We start from the raw sequence: 14,861 nt of genomic DNA, 5'->3' as shown, positions 1-14,861 counted from the left end.
GCCGGACCTCTAAAAACCGATCGCAAGCCCATCCTTTCGCGGATCCGATCCGGCAGCATAGCCGCCACCTGGCAGCCGTTGGATAAGCTGGGCGCCGCCGAAGCCGAAGGCGTTGTCGGGGGATTCCAGCGAGATATCGTGCCCCATGTCGCGCAGGACCGAGAGGGTCTCCGGCGCCATCGTCGTTTCGCAGGCGACGCCATTGCCCGCAGTGACCCGCCAGCGCGGAGCGTCGACGGCGCTTTGCACGTCCTGTTCCCAGAGCTGTGTCCGTAACGTCATCTGCAGATGGCCCTGGGCCTGCATTGGACCGCCCATCACGCCAAAACTCATCAGCGGCGCACCCTCGCGCATCAAAAAACCGGGAATGATGCTGTGGAAAGGCCGCTTCTTCGGGCCGACCTGGTTGGGGTGGCCTTCCTCCAAGGTAAAGCCCGCACCGCGATTCTGAAGGTGGATGCCCGTGCCCGGCACCACCACGCCCGATCCGAACCCCGCGTAGTTCGACTGGATGAAGGACACCATCATGCCGCTCGCGTCGGCGGCGGTCAGATAGACCGTACCGCCCTGCTTCGGCGCCCCGGCACCGAAGTCCGTGGCCTTCACCGATGAAATTTCGGCGGCCCGCCGGGCCAGATAATCTGGGTTCAACAAGGCCTCGGTCGGGATATCGCACATGTACGCGGGGTCGGCGACGTACGCATCGGTGTCGCGGAAGGCAAGCTTCATCGCCTCCCACTGGTAGTGAAAGGCCATTGCGCTATCCGGTCCATGATCGCGCACCGGCGTATGATCCAGGATGCCCAGTGCCATCAACGCGGCGATACCCTGTCCGTTCGGCGGGATCTCGTGGAGGTCGATGCCGTCGAAGCGCTGATGGATCGTCCCGCACCAATCCGACTGGTGGTTCGCCATGTCGTCCAGGGTCAAGGCGGCACCGTGTTCGGCGGCGAAGGCGGCGATCCTTTCAGCCAGACTGCCGTCATAGAAGGCGCGGCCATGACTTTCGGCGATCTGACGCAGCGTATTCGCCATCGCTGGATTGCGAAAGCGCTCGCCGGCGCGCGGCGGCTTGCCGCCGGGCAGAAAGGTCTCGCCATAGCCCGGCTGATCCCTCAGGGTTTCGGCGTCCCGGCGCCAGCGTTCGGCGATGATCGGCGAGACGATGAACCCCTTCTCCGCATAGCCGACCGCCGGCCCAAACAGCTTCGTGAACTCAAGTCTGCCGAAGGTCTTGGATAGCGTCGCCCAGGCGCTAACCGCCCCTGGCACCGTCACGCTTTCCCAGCCGTGAAACGGCATGCTCTCGGCCCCCGCGAAACGCTCGGGGCTCCAGCCCGCGGGCGATCGGCCCGAAGCGTTCAGCCCATGCAGTTGAGTGCCGTCCCAGAGAATGCAGAAGGCGTCAGAACCAAGGCCATTGCCCGTTGGCTCCACCACTGTCAGCGCGATGGCGGCCGCCAGTGCGGCATCCACTGCGTTGCCGCCGCGAGCCAGCATCGACAAACCCGCTTGGGCCGCCAAAGGCTGCGAGGTCGCCACCAGATTATCGGCCAGAACCGGCGAGCGGCGTGACGGATAGAGTGGTTCATGACGCAGATTCATTGCTTCGCAGTCTCCCGATTTCTTGTTGATTTCCGGTGTTTCCAGATCACCCAGGCGACGGAGAGCGCCGCGGCGCTCAGAAAGATCAGGCTGACGGGCCGGGTCAGGAACAACGTCCAATCCGCATCGGTCATCAGCGCGCGGCGCATGTTGGTTTCGGCGATCGGCCCCAGGATCACGCCCAGCACAAGAGGAGCGAGCGGGTAGTCCAGCGTGCGCAGGACGTAGCCGAACAGCCCGACGATGCCGAGCAGGTAGAGGTCGCTGACTCGGTTGTTCAGCGCGAAGGAGCCCACGACACAACAGACGATCACCGCCGGCACGATCAGCCATTTGGGGATTTCCGTAACCCGCAGGAAAGCGCGCATCGACAGCAGGCAGACCAACAGCATCATGAAGCTGGAGACCACCATCGCCACGAACATTCCATAGACCAGGTCGGCGTTGTCGAGGATCAGCCGGGGCCCCACCGAGATCCCGTGCACCATGAGCGAGGCCATCAGAATCGCGTCGACCGCCGAGCCTGGAATACCCAGCGAGATCATTGGGATCAGACCGCCGCCGGCGGTGGCGGAATTCCCCGCCTCCGACGCAACCACGCCCTCGGGCGTGCCGGTGCCGAATTTCTCGGGCGTTTTCGAGCCGCGTTTGGCTTGGTCGTAAGCAATCAGATTGGCGATCGAACCGCCGGCCCCCGGCAACGCGCCGACCAGAACCCCCACGATGGACGAACGGATCAGATTCACCGGCCGCATCACCACCTCGCGCATCACCGCCCAGGTGCGGAACTCGATGTCCTTGGTCGAGAGCGCGGTACCTGACCGGACCGAGCGTGCGTCCTCGACTTCTGAGAGGAGTTGCGAGATCGCGAAGATTCCGATCAGCACGATCAGAAACGACAGGCCCGGCGCCAGCATCTCGATCCCGAAATCGAAGCGCGGGCGCCCCATGATCGGATCCGGCCCAACGGTCGAGATGGCCAAGCCGATCGCTCCGGCGATCAGCCCGCGCAGGATCGACCGACCCACCAGACTGGCGACGATGGTCAGCGCGAAAACGATGAGAGAGAAGTATTCCCAAGGTCCCAGCCGGACCGCGAAGACCGCGAGCGGCGGCGCGGCCACGATCAGGACGGCGGTGGACAGGACCGTCCCGAAGAAGGACGCCCAGATCCCGAGAGACAGCGCCCGGCCCGGCTCGCCCGCGCGCGCCATGGGAAAGGCGTCGAAGGTCGTGGCGACCGCCGAGGGCGTGCCGGGGATGCCCAAGAGCGCCGCCGAGATCAGACCGCCGGTATAGCCCCCTACATAGACCGCCAGCATCACCGCGATGCCCTGCAAGGGATCCATCGCGAAGGTCAGCGGCAAGGTCAGCACGATGGCCATCGTCACGGTAAAGCCGGGGATCGCGGCGGCGATGATTCCGGCAATGGACCCGATCAGCATGTAGATCAACGTGTCGGGCGAGAAGACTTGGCCGGCACCGGACAGAAAGGCATCCATCATCGGTCAAGCTCCGCGTGGCAGAAATACGTTGAACAGCTCGGCGAAAAGCGCATTCAGCCCGAACGAGAAGACCGTGGCGATGCCCAGCGCCAGCAGCAGCGATTTCCAGGTGCGCGGAGCCAAAGCCAGCTGCGCGACCATCAGGAACGCGAAGGTCGCGATGGAGAACCCGAACTGCGGGATCGCCAGAAGATAGGCACTGAAACAGATCGCCATGACCAAGACGAGGTGGCGACTGCGCAGCCAGTGTGCCGCCGCGGCTGCAAAACCCGCGGCGCCGGTCATGCTCAACTTGCGCAAAGCTCCGACGATCGCGAGAGCCGACAGCACACACAGCAGTCCGAAGACGAGTTGCGGGAAGGCTCCGGCCCCCAGAACTTCCCATCGGCTGGTGGGCAGACCGCGCGCGTCGATGAACAGAAACGCGGACACCCCCAGTACGACGCAGTAGGAGATGAGGCGGGCGACACCGCCCGCCTCGTTCCCTTCGGGTTTCGTCCCTGCCATCGGCGCGCCTAGGGGGCAAGCCGAGTCGATAGGCGCTGCACCGTCTCGGTCAGATCGGTGAGATAGTCGGCATAGTCGGCCTGGCCGCGGAAACCGACCTCGCTGCCGACGTTGTTCATCTGCTCGATGAAGGATTGATCCGACGCCAGTTGCCGGAGGGCCGTCTCCAAGGCGTCGCGGGCTTCCTCCGGACTGCCCTTGGGCATCACGATGCCGCGGGTGATCATCAGCTCCAGATCGCCGCCCAACTCCTTGAAGGTCGGCACGTCCGGCGTTTGCTCCATGCGCTCGGGGTGACCGGTGGCCAGGAAGATCAGATCGCCGTTGTCGACGAATTGCTTGGAGGAGGCGATATCGCCGATCGCGGCGTCCAGATTGCCGCCAACCAGGGCGCGGATGCGTTCGCCCGTGCCTTCGTAGCCAACGTAGGAGAACTCGATCCCGAAGGCCTCTTCGATCATTGCGGCATGGAGATGCGGCACGCCGCCCAGCGTGACACCCATCGTAACGTCACCGGGATTCGCTTGGGCGTAAGCCACGAACTCCTCGAACGTCTCGTAGGGGCGGTCGGCATTGACGACCAAGAACTGAGGCGAGACGGTCATGAGGCCGATCGGGTCGAAATCGTCCCAGTTGAGCTCCGTCAGGCCAGTCTCATTGGCCACGAGAAGCCCTTCATGCACCTGACTGACCGTGTAACCGTCCGCCGTGCGCCTCGAGGCCTCGGCCAGGCCGACGGTGCCGCTGACGCCGGGCATGTTGATGACCGGCATGGCCTGCCCGAGGTAGGGCTCGATGTTGTTCGCAACGATCCGCATCAGCGTGTCGCTGCCGCCGCCCGGTCCCCAGGGCACGATGAACTCAACGGGTTTTTCGGGATAGTCCGCCTGCGCGGCGACGGGTGCCATCACGGCGCCAAGCGTCCCCGCTACGGCAATCACGGCGCGTAGCATTTTCATAGCCTCGGCTCCTGTTCAGTATTTTTGGATTCTCGTTATAAACCCTACTCTAACGTGCATTATTTCTTATCAAAGCGATAACTTCTTGTTTATTTAATTAGAAAAACTTAATCTATGTCCATGGACACACGGCAACTGCAAACCCTCTTGGCCATCGCGGAACAGGGTAACTTCGCGGCAGCCGCACGTAAGGTGAATCTGACTCCTTCGGCCGTCAGCCAACAGATCGCTGCGCTGGAAAAGGAGATCGGGTTTCCGATGTTCGACCGCTCCCGGCGCCCGCCAGCACTCAATGCCAAGGGCGTGCAGCTTCTGCAGGCCGCGCGCACGATCCTCCAGATCGTCGACGACACCCGCACCGACATTTCGGGCGCCAGCGTGACGGGGACGCTCAACATCGGTTCGCTGCGCACCTGCACCGTCGGCCTACTGCCTCGGGCCATCGCCGATCTGCGCGAGACCTATCCCCACCTGACCTTTCGGTTGACGGTGGGCTTTTCACAAGCGCTGATGAGCGACGTGGTCTCCGGCCGGCTGGACGTGGCACTGGTCGCGGAACATGTCGGCGTGCCGCCCAGTCTGAAATGGACCCCGTTCCTGAGCGAACCGCTGGTCATCGTCGGACCGGCGGCGGCCCGGCGGCAAAGTGCGCAGGACAGGCTGACCGGCTGGCCCTACATTCGCTACAGGACCAACGTGCCCCTCGCCAATCAGATCGATACCGAGATCTCGCGTCTTGGCCTTTCGCCGCGAGACGTTGTCGTCGTCGACACGATGCCAGCGGCGATCGAATGCGTGAAAGCGGGTTTGGGTGTGTCGGTCGTACCCTTGATCTCACTGCGCGACGAGAACGCCGCGACCCTGGCCTGGGTGCCGTTCGGCGACCCGCCCACGTCCCGGCAAATCGGCACTGTGCAACGCATGAACTCCGCGCGGTCCGCGGTGATAGAGACCTTTCACGACGCCCTCACCCGCCAAGCCCAGAGTCTGCAAGCAGAGCTCTCGGCGGCTCAGTGAAGCGGCCGCACGGCTTGGCGAGACCCGTCTCAGATTCCTTGCCAGGCTGCTGCCGGCGGATTCGTACGCAACCGGGTCGCTTCCTGGGCCTGCACCCCGGTTACCGCCATCATCGCGTAGATATCGTTGGCGTCGCAGCCGCGCGACAAGTCATTGGCCGGTCGCGCCAATCCCTGCAGGATAGGCCCGATGGCGATCGCGCCGCCGATGCGCTGGGCGATCTTGTAGCCGATGTTGCCGGCATCGAGATTGGGGAAGACGAAGACGTTCGCGCGACCGCGCGTTTGCGAAGCCGGCGCCTTGGCCCTGTTGACCACCGGCACGAAGGCCGCGTCGAACTGCAGCTCTCCGTCGATGGATAGTCCCGGTTCGAGCGCGCGCACTTTCGCCGTCGCCTGCACCACCTTCTCGATCCTTGCATGTTCGGCACTTCCCAGTGTCGAGAAAGACAGCATGGCAACGCGTGGCTCCTCCCCCGTCAGCAGGCTGCAGGAGCGCGCGGAGGCAAGCGCGATTTGGGCCAGTTCATCCGCATCGGGATCGACCACGAGCCCGCAATCGGCGAAGAGGATGGCCCCCTTCTTCGTGTGCTCCGCCGCGCAAAGCAGCATCAGAAAGAAGCTCGAAACAAGCGAGCTGTCCGCCGCCTGCCCAATGACTCGCAGCGCCGTCCGCACGGTATGCGCGGTGGTAGCCACCGCTCCGCCGATCATGCCGTCTGCCGACCCCTCGCGCACCATCATGGCGGCGAAACCCATCGGGTCGGTTATCGCCGCCACCGCGTCGGCTTCGCTCGCCCCCTTCGCCCGCCGCAGCTCGAGATAACGCTCGACGAAGCCGGCATGAAGCCCCGATGCCGAGGGATCCTCGAGCCGGAAGCGCTCGGTCGCGGCACCGAGACTCCGCAGTCCGGCCTCGATCTCGGTCCGATCGCCGAGAAGTATCGGTATCGCCAGGCCCTCGCGCTCCGCTCTCACGGCCGCCTCCAGCACACGCGGATCCGTTCCTTCGGCAAGCACGATGTGGCGCGGCATCGCCTTGGCCTTGTCGATCAGACGCTCGAGCGGTTTCATGCCGTCCTCCCTAGCCGACGAGGTGCAGCCCACCGGCCACAAAAAGTGCGATGAAGAACGTCTCGGCGACGATCAGGACGATGGCGGCAGCGCCGACATCCTTGATGCTCCTCAAGGACGTCTTCATGCCAACCGCCGCAATTCCGAAGAGCAGCGCCCAGCGGGATAGATCGACGAGGAGCGCAGCGAGCGCCTCCGGAACCAGACTCAAGGAGTTGAGGCCTGCCAGGACGACGAAACCGACGACGAAGCCGGGCACCAATGGGGGTTTCTTTCCCGTCGGCTCGGTCGCGAGACTGCGCAGCGAGAGCGAGAGAAGCAGGACGAGAGGGGCCAGCAGCGTCACGCGCATCAGCTTGACGAGGGTCGCGGTTTCGCCCGCCGTCTCGGAGATCGAGAAACCGGCGCCCACGACCTGAGCCACGTCGTGGATCGTTGCGCCGATGAAGATGCCGGCCGCGCGGTCATCCATCGCAAAAGCCGCGGTCAGGAGCGGATAGACGATCATGGCGACGGTGGACAAAGCGGTGACGCCGATGATCGTGAAAATCAGGTTGCGTTCGGACAGGTGGTTGCGCGGCAAGACCGCGGCGATCGCCATCGCGGCGGAGGCGCCGCAGATGGCCACCGACCCGCCCGTCAGAAGGGCCAAACGCCAACCGCGGCCGAGCAGCCTGGCGGCGAGGAGGCCGAAAAGAATCGTCGCCGCGACGGCCGAAACGATCAACGCGATCGTGTCCGCCCCAAGATCCATCACCAGTTCGGCGCTGATCCGGGCCCCCAGCAGCGCGACGCCGAAGCGCAGCACGCTTCTGGAGGTGAAGGCGACACCGGCCGCCGAAGGCCCTTCCTCCGCCAGGAAATGGAAGGCGATCCCGAGGAGGAGTGCCATCAGCATCGCCGGCGCGCCGTAATGATCCGACAGGAACTGCGCGGCGAACGCGACCGTTGCGCAAACCAAGAACCCCGGCGCGAGCCCCACCAGCGGCGCGACGAAGCGCTGCCGCGCCGACGGTCGGTCTGAAGATTGATCGGTCATCGAGGCGTCCCGGCGCGTGGAACGCCCAAAGGGCGGTCGGCGCCGGTCCCGTCCCGGAACAGCCGGACGTTCACACCGGCATCTGTTCGCACATGTCCGCCGGATCGATGCCCGCGACCGGCACGGGCTTCTTCATCGCATCGCGACGGAAGGGCTCGCCCAGCTCCTGGTTCAGGATCACCTCGACGAAGGTCGACTCGCCCTGCGCCTGATCCTCGACCGCCTGGCGCAATGCTGCCGTCAGTTCCTCCTGGGTGCGCACGCTGACGCCCTTCAGCTGGCAGCCCTCGGCGACCTTTGCGAAGGAGAAACGAGGATTCAGCTCGGTACCGACGAAGTTGTTGTCGTACCAGAGCGTCGTGTTGCGCTTCTCCGCGCCCCATTGGTAGTTCCTGAAGATGACCATGGTGATCGCCGGCCATTCCTCGCGGCCGATCGAGGTCATTTCGTTCATGGAGATCCCGAAGGCGCCGTCGCCGGCAAATCCGATCACCGGAACATCGGGACAACCGATCTTGGCCCCGATGATCGCCGGGAATCCGTAGCCGCAAGGCCCGAACATCCCCGGTGCCAGATAGCGCCGACCGTGCTCGAAGGTTGGGTAGGCGTTGCCGATCGCGCAGTTGTTGCCAATGTCGGTGGAGATGATGACATCCTGCGGCAAGGCCGCCTGGATCGCCCGCCAGGCCTGACGCGGCGACATACGATCGGCGTCGCGCTCCCGCGCCTCCTGGTTCCAAACCGTACCCGGATCGTCGTCCTCGTGATCGAGCGAGGAGAGCATCTGCAACCAGGCGGATTTTGTCTGGTGGATCTTCGCCTTGCGCTCGGCGCGGCCGGCGTCGCCGGCGTTCGGTGCCAGCTGCGCGAGAATCTGCTGCGCGACCTGCTTGGCGTCACCACCGATGCCCACCGTGACCTTCTTGGTCAAGCCGATGCGGTCGGTGTTGATATCGACCTGGATGATCTTCGCCTGCTTCGGCCAGTAGTCGATGCCATAGCCCGGCAGCGTCGAGAAAGGATTGAGCCGCGTACCGAGAGCCAGAACGACGTCTGCCTCGGCGATCAGTTCCATGGCCGCCTTCGAGCCGTTGTAGCCGAGCGGACCGACGGCGAGCGGGTGGCTGCCCGGGAAGGCGTCGTTATGCTGGTAACCGCAGCAGACCGGTGCATCGAGCCGTTCGGCCAGGGCCTGCGAGTCCGCGATAGCGTTCCCGACCACGACACCGGCTCCGTTCAGGATCACCGGGAAGCGGGCTTCCGACAGCAGCTTGGCCGCCTCTGCGATGGCCTGGGCACCACCGGAGGGCCGCTCGAGACGGACGATCTGCGGCATGTCGATGTCGACCTGCTGGGTCCAGAAGTCGCGCGGTATGTTGATCTGCGCAGGCGCGCAGCCGCGCCAGGCCTTCTCGATGACCCGGTTGAGCACCTCGGCCATACGCGAGGGATCGCGCACCTCCTCCTGATAGCAGACCATGTCCTGGAACAGAGCCATCTGATCGACTTCCTGGAAACCGCCTTGCCCGATGGTCTTGTTCGCGGCCTGCGGCGAGACCAGCAACATCGGTGTGTGGTTCCAGTAAGCGGTCTTGATCGCCGTCACGAAGCCGGTGACGCCCGGACCGTTCTGCGCGATCGCCATAGCCATCTTCCCGGTCGTCCGGGTGTAGCCGTCGGCGATCAGCGCCGCATTGGACTCATGCGCGCAGTCCCAGAAGGTCACGCCGGCCCTCGGAAAGAGGTCCGACACCGGCATCATCGCCGAGCCGATGATGCCAAAGGCATGGCGAATGCCGTGCATCTGCAGGACCTTCACAAAGGCTTCTTCCGTCGTCATTTTCATCGCTTCATCTCCCTTGATTTCCTTTTGCGACCCTGACGTCACTCTGCGGCCGCAGGCGGCAGAGTTCTGCCAACCGCCGCCCCGGCCCGCCGGTCTTCGCGAATCATGGCGCTGGCCTTCTCGCCGATCATGATTGCCGGTGCGTTGGTGTTGCCGGAGACGATCTCCGGCATGATCGAACAGTCGGCGACGCGCAGGCCCTCGATGCCGCGCACCCTCAGCCGTGCATCCACGACGGCCGAACCGTCGAACCCCATTCTGCAGGTACCCGTCGGGTGATAGATCGTCGTCGCCGTGCCGCGCACCCAGTCGAGCAGATCGTCGTCGCTGACAACCCCGACCCCTGGCCGGAACTCCTCCGAGATCTTGCTGGTCAGCGGAGCGCAGCCGGCAATCTCGCGGGCGATGCGGACGCCCTTAACGATGGTGTCGCAGTCGAGCTGGGTGGAGAGATAATTCGGGTGGATCGCCGGATGGTCGGCGGCGTCCGCGCTCTTCAGCCGAATCTCGCCACGGCTTTCGGGTCGCAGCTGACAGACCGACGCGGTGAAGGCGGAAAAGGGGTGCACCCCCTCGCCCGGGCTGTCGGCCGACCAAGGCTGAATATGAAACTGTATGTCGGGTGTCGCGACCTCGGGCCGCGTCTTCAGGAACGCCGTCGCCAGACTTGCCGCCATGGTCATCGGACCGGCGCGAAAGGCGAGGTACTTGAGCGCGATGCGGGCCTGGTTGAAAAGGCTGCGCACCTCGTCGTTCAGGGTCGGCTCGTTGCACTTGTAAACGAGCCGCGCCTGCAGATGATCCTGCAGGTTCTTGCCGACGCCCGGTAGGTCGAGGAGCGGTGCAATGCCGTGGGACGCGATCACGTCGCCCTCGCCGATCCCAGACAGCATCAGGATCTGCGGCGAGCCGATCGCACCCGACGAGAGCACGATCTCGCCTTGCGCCCGGACGCGCTGCTCGCGACCGAAGCGGTCGCGATAGACCACCCCTGTCGCCCGCCGGCCCTCGAAGTCCAGGCGAAGAACCTGAGCATTGGTGACGATGGTGAGATTGGGCCGCTTGCGCACCGGATGCAGGTAGGCGACGGCTGCACTGCAGCGTCGCCCATTGCGGGCCGTGAGCTGGAAGTAGCCCACACCCTCCTGGCTGGCGCCGTTGTAGTCTGGATTGAAGGGATAGCCGGCCGCCTGAGCCGAGGCCACCCAGGCATCGCAGATCGGACGCTGCAGGCGCATGTTGGAGACATGCAGCGGGCCCCCGATGCCATGGTAATCGTCGGCGCCGCGCTCCTGATCCTCGGCCTTCTTGAAGAAGGGGAGGACGTCGTCCGCCGCCCAGCCGACATTGCCCATCTGGCGCCAGCGGTCGTAGTCCTCGTGCTGACCGCGCACGTACAGCAGTCCGTTGAGCGACGAGGAGCCGCCGAGAACCTTGCCGCGCGGCCAGTCGAGAGAGCGCCCGGCGAGTCCGGGATCCGGCTCCGTCCGGTAACACCAGTCGACGCTCGGATTGTGCATCACCTTGAAGTAGCCGACGGGGATGTGGATCCAGGGGTTCCAGTCGCGCCCTCCAGCTTCTAGCAGGACGACCCGGACATCCGGATCGGCGCTCAAACGGTTCGCGAGGACGCAGCCGGCGGATCCGGCGCCCACGACGACGTAGTCAGCCTGCAGGCCGCTCATCGATCGGTCCGTCGGCTCAGCTGCGCCTTCTGTGCAGCTTCCGTCATCGCAACGCCTTCCTCTCGCCAAATTACCGTCTTGTGAGGTTGAACTTATTCTGCAATTATTGAGACTGCAAGTCTCATTTTGCAGGGAGGAAAAAATGAACGTTTCAAAAAATCTGCGTGGCCTTTCCCGTCGTGACCTCTTCAAGTTGACGGCACAATTCGGCATCACCTCGACGCTGATGGCGGCCGGCAGCTTAGGTGGCGCAGTCACGCTCGCTTCGCTCGCCCGGGCAGCGGAATCAACCTACGAGAAGCGTTTCGCCAAGGAGCCCAAGCATCAGCTCAAATTCGGAGCGTCCGGCTTCAACGCCCGCAATCTTCTGATCGAGCGGGCCGGTTGCCTGGAGTTCGCGCGCGACCTGGAGGAGCGGACCGAAGGCGAGATCCGCGTCGAATTCATCGGCGACAATCAGATCTGCGGTCAGCTCAACTGCGTGGAGAAGACGCAGCTGGGAATCACCGAGATCTTCGCCGCCTCGACCCAGAATTCCGCCGGAGCGGCGCCCTACTACAACGTGCTGGATTACGCCTACATGTTCCCCAGCCGGGCGTCGCAGTACTATTTCCTCTACCATCCCGAGAGCCAGCGTATCCTGCGCGACCCGCTGGAGAAGCGCCACGGCATCAAGTTCCTCTTTTCCCACTGCGAGCTGCGCGGCATCCAGCTCGGCCAGAACTTCGCCGACAAGCCGCTGGTCACCAAGCTGGAGGATCTGTTCGGCACCAAGAATCGCGTGACCGGGACGCAACTCGGCCGCATCGCGATGCAACAGCTCAACCTCAATCCGGTGCCGGTCGCTTGGGAAGAAACGCTCGACGGCCTGAAGCAGGGCCTTATCGACGGCGCGGAAACCTGGGCTTCGGCGGTGGCTTACGCCAACATGTCGCCGGTCGTCGCACAGTCGGTCGACTTGAGGTTCTTCTGCGGCACGGAGCACACCGCCATGTCGTCGAAGATCTTCGACGCGATGGAACCCCACCTGCAGGATGCCATCATGGAATCTGCCTATCTCGCGCAGGTCCATGTGCAGGCCGCCAACGAGGCGGCGCTGGTCAAGACCGTCGGCTTCTCGGACCCGCAGCTCCCCGACACGATTTTCGTCGATCACAACGTGCGGCCGGCCTTCCTCGCCGAGGACCAGATCAAGATGGCCGAGGAAATGTGCGCACCGGAACACAATCCGGAGCCGTGGGCCCAGTGGCGCGAGCGACTGGACGAATGGTCGGGCGGCATCGACACCTACCAGGAAATTCATCGGGTCGCCCGGGAGATTCCGGTCGACATGAAGCCGGAGAATGTCGAACCCCGGCGCTGGTGGCGCACGGCCTGATCCAGCCCACAGACGGAAAAGGCTGTCGGGCACCGGCAGCCCGCTCCGGGCGGACCGGGACGATGACGGCTGTGTCCCAACGGTCCAATCCAGGCAACACGACAGACCGGGGACCGGGACGGTCCAATAGGATCGTTCCGTCCCCGCAGCCGTCGCAATAAACGGTGGAAGAATCCGCCGGTCCGTTCGGGAGGAACTCTTCATGCTGCCTTTAATCGAGGATGCCGCGCGGCTGGTCTCAGCGCTCGGCTCGAACGACGCCTGGACGATCAGCAACGCCATGCGCGGTGCAGGCGCCTGGCTTTTCGGCGCGGTTCTGACGGCGGTCGGCGGCGGAGCGCTCGCCCTGATCTACCATCTATCGCCCCTCGTCGACCGCTACTTCGAACGCACTTTGATGGTGTCGTGCTACCTTCTGATGGCCGGCATCATCTTCGTAGAGGTCTTCCGGCGCTTCGTCCTCAACGAGCAGGCCCCCTGGTCGACGACGCTGCCGCCGTTCCTCTTCCTCATCCTGACCTGGTTCGGCTGCGCCTATAACGTGCGGCTGCGCACGCATCTGGCCTTTTCCGAGCTTCGCATGGCGCTGCCGCGTCTCGGGCAGTTCGCGTGCCTCTGCCTCGATCACCTTCTCTGGCTCGTCTTCTGCTGGATCGTCGTGGTCACCTCGCTGCGCGTCGTGGCCAACTCCGCCTCGAACTTCCAGATCCTGCTCGGCACGGACAACATCATGCAGTGGTGGCTGCTGACGAGCGTGCCCTTGAGCTTCATCGCGATGGCCGCGCGGACCTTCGAGAACGCGGCCGAAGACATCACCAATCTGAGGCGCGGCAGAAATCTGATCAGCCCCCAGGCGATCGGCGCGGACTGAGAGCTATCATGGACGGAAACTGGATCACGCTCATCTCGATCGGCGCCACCCTGCTCTTCCTGCTCGGGGTACCGGTCTTCCTCGTCATCGGCTACTGGGTCATCGGCGCCAGCCTGGTGCTGGGGATGACGCTCGACAACATCGGCGCGGCGCTGGGCGATGTCTTCACCGACGGTTTCGCCCTGCTCGCCATGCCGCTCTTCATCCTCACCGGCGATCTGATCAACCGCTCCGGCATTGCCCGACGCCTGTCGGACTTCGCCTACGCCTGCCTAGGCTGGATCCGCGGCGGGCTCGGCATGGCGAGCCTCGGCGCCTGCGGGCTGTTCGCGGCGATCTCGGGATCGAACTCGGCGACGACGGCGACGATCGGCTCGATGCTTCATCCGGAGATGGTCAAGGGTGGCTACGATCCGCGCTTTTCCGCCGCCACCGCGGCCGCGGGCGGGACCGTGGGTATCATCATCCCGCCCTCGATCATCTTCATCGTCTACGGCTTCCTGCTGAATCTGCCGATCTCCGACCTCTTCGTCGCCGGCATCCTGCCAGGCGCGCTCATGGTGATCGCAATGCAGTTCGTCTGCTGGGTGGTCTGCAAACGGAACGGCTGGGGGTATTTGATACCGCTTCAGTTCGCCCGAATCGCCAAGACCGGGCTCGGTGCCTGGCTTGGGTTCTTCGCGATCGGCCTGGTGCTTTGGGGCATTTACACAGGTAAGTTCTCGCCGACGGAAGCAGCCGGCGTGACCGTCGGCTTCTGCGTTATCGTCGGCCTTCTCAGCCTCCCACTGCATCGCCTGATCGGCACCAAGGGAGAGGAACGCCCGGTCACCGATCGAGGCTATGCCGAAATGCTGGTCGTCCAGGGCTTTCGCGTCACCGAGCTTCCGTCGATCACGATGCGCTCGGCCCAGATCACCGGCATCCTCGCGCCCCTGATCGCCGTATCCGTGGTCATGCAGCAGATCCTCTCCCTTCTCGGCGCGCAGGAGGTAATCGGCGATTTCGTCACGGGCATGGGTGGCTACTACGCGGTCCTCTTCACGGCCATGGTCATCATCTTCATCTCGGGCATGGTGCTCGAAAGCCTGCCGGTAACGATCATCCTCGCGCCGATTCTGGCCCCCATCGCTCATTCGATCGGCGTAGAGCCCGTGCAGTTCGCCGTGATCTTTCTGGTCGGCGCTTCAATCGGCTTCATCACGCCGCCTTACGGCCTCAACCTCTATGTCGCAAGCAGCGTGACGGGTGTTCCCTACTTCCGGCTAATTCGTTATACGGTCGCCTACATAGCCGCACTGCTGACGGTTTGGCTGGTCGTCGCACTCGTCCCGGATCTATCGACGGCGCTGCTGCCGTCGCGATAGCGCGGCACT

Annotated in this window: 12 protein-coding genes; 4 read left to right on the top strand and 8 right to left on the bottom strand. The window is 64.3% G+C overall.

The window, feature by feature from the left end; translation table 11 throughout:
- Nucleotides 1-9: 9 nt before the first annotated feature.
- From DBZ32_RS14575 to DBZ32_RS14560, 4 genes are read right to left on the bottom strand one after another with little or no spacing between them, the layout of a single operon-like run.
- The gene (locus tag DBZ32_RS14575; RefSeq protein WP_119167920.1) at nucleotides 10-1,605 is read right to left on the bottom strand and encodes a gamma-glutamyltransferase family protein; all 1,596 of its coding nucleotides are present in this window, start codon (nucleotides 1,603-1,605) and stop codon (nucleotides 10-12) included.
- Nucleotides 1,602-3,110, bottom strand: a complete 1,509-nt coding sequence (locus tag DBZ32_RS14570; protein WP_208539242.1) for a tripartite tricarboxylate transporter permease — start codon at nucleotides 3,108-3,110, stop codon at nucleotides 1,602-1,604. The genes DBZ32_RS14575 and DBZ32_RS14570 overlap by 4 nt, the downstream gene beginning before the upstream one ends.
- Nucleotides 3,111-3,113: 3 nt before the next feature.
- The gene (locus tag DBZ32_RS14565) at nucleotides 3,114-3,617 is read right to left on the bottom strand and encodes a tripartite tricarboxylate transporter TctB family protein (RefSeq protein WP_119167919.1); all 504 of its coding nucleotides are present in this window, start codon (nucleotides 3,615-3,617) and stop codon (nucleotides 3,114-3,116) included.
- 8 nt (nucleotides 3,618-3,625) lie between these two features.
- Nucleotides 3,626-4,576: a Bug family tripartite tricarboxylate transporter substrate binding protein gene (locus tag DBZ32_RS14560; protein ID WP_119167918.1), complete on the bottom strand. Its 951-nt coding sequence runs from the start codon at nucleotides 4,574-4,576 to the stop codon at nucleotides 3,626-3,628.
- Nucleotides 4,577-4,690: 114 nt separating this feature from the next.
- Between DBZ32_RS14560 and DBZ32_RS14555 the strand changes: the two genes are divergently transcribed.
- The gene (locus tag DBZ32_RS14555; RefSeq protein ID WP_208539241.1) at nucleotides 4,691-5,593 is read left to right on the top strand and encodes a LysR family transcriptional regulator; all 903 of its coding nucleotides are present in this window, start codon (nucleotides 4,691-4,693) and stop codon (nucleotides 5,591-5,593) included.
- 29 nt (nucleotides 5,594-5,622) lie between these two features.
- Here DBZ32_RS14555 and pta read toward each other — a convergent pair whose 3' ends face one another.
- From pta to DBZ32_RS14535, 4 genes are all read right to left on the bottom strand, one after another.
- Nucleotides 5,623-6,666: a phosphate acetyltransferase gene (pta, locus tag DBZ32_RS14550; protein WP_119167917.1), complete on the bottom strand. Its 1,044-nt coding sequence runs from the start codon at nucleotides 6,664-6,666 to the stop codon at nucleotides 5,623-5,625.
- Between the two features lie 10 nt (nucleotides 6,667-6,676).
- A complete protein-coding gene (locus DBZ32_RS14545) occupies nucleotides 6,677-7,705 on the bottom strand; it encodes a YeiH family protein (protein ID WP_119167916.1) in 1,029 nt (342 codons plus the stop codon).
- Between the two features lie 70 nt (nucleotides 7,706-7,775).
- Nucleotides 7,776-9,551: a sulfoacetaldehyde acetyltransferase gene (gene xsc, locus DBZ32_RS14540; protein ID WP_119167915.1), complete on the bottom strand. Its 1,776-nt coding sequence runs from the start codon at nucleotides 9,549-9,551 to the stop codon at nucleotides 7,776-7,778.
- A gap of 38 nt (nucleotides 9,552-9,589) precedes the next feature.
- Nucleotides 9,590-11,236: a GMC family oxidoreductase gene (locus DBZ32_RS14535; RefSeq protein WP_119167914.1), complete on the bottom strand. Its 1,647-nt coding sequence runs from the start codon at nucleotides 11,234-11,236 to the stop codon at nucleotides 9,590-9,592.
- A 142-nt stretch (nucleotides 11,237-11,378) separates the two neighbouring features.
- Here DBZ32_RS14535 and DBZ32_RS14530 point away from each other — a divergent pair, with 142 nt between their 5' ends.
- The 3 genes from DBZ32_RS14530 (at nucleotide 11,379) to DBZ32_RS14520 (ending at nucleotide 14,852) form a co-directional block, all read left to right on the top strand.
- Nucleotides 11,379-12,614 carry a TRAP transporter substrate-binding protein gene (locus tag DBZ32_RS14530; protein WP_119167913.1) on the top strand — a complete coding sequence of 412 codons (1,236 nt, stop codon included), beginning with the start codon at nucleotides 11,379-11,381 and terminating at the stop codon, nucleotides 12,612-12,614.
- Between the two features lie 202 nt (nucleotides 12,615-12,816).
- Complete coding sequence (locus DBZ32_RS14525) at nucleotides 12,817-13,485, top strand: TRAP transporter small permease (RefSeq protein ID WP_119167912.1); 669 nt, start codon at nucleotides 12,817-12,819, stop codon at nucleotides 13,483-13,485.
- A gap of 8 nt (nucleotides 13,486-13,493) precedes the next feature.
- Nucleotides 13,494-14,852 (top strand): TRAP transporter large permease, encoded by a 1,359-nt coding sequence (locus tag DBZ32_RS14520; protein ID WP_208539240.1) that lies wholly within the window; start codon nucleotides 13,494-13,496, stop codon nucleotides 14,850-14,852.
- Nucleotides 14,853-14,861 lie beyond the last annotated feature (9 nt).

This window comes from Algihabitans albus, assembly GCF_003572205.1.
GTDB classification, from domain to species: Bacteria; Pseudomonadota; Alphaproteobacteria; order Kiloniellales; family DSM-21159; genus Algihabitans; species Algihabitans albus.
The sequence above is the reverse complement of the archived record's forward strand: the minus strand, read 5'-3'. Positions and strand labels throughout refer to the sequence as shown.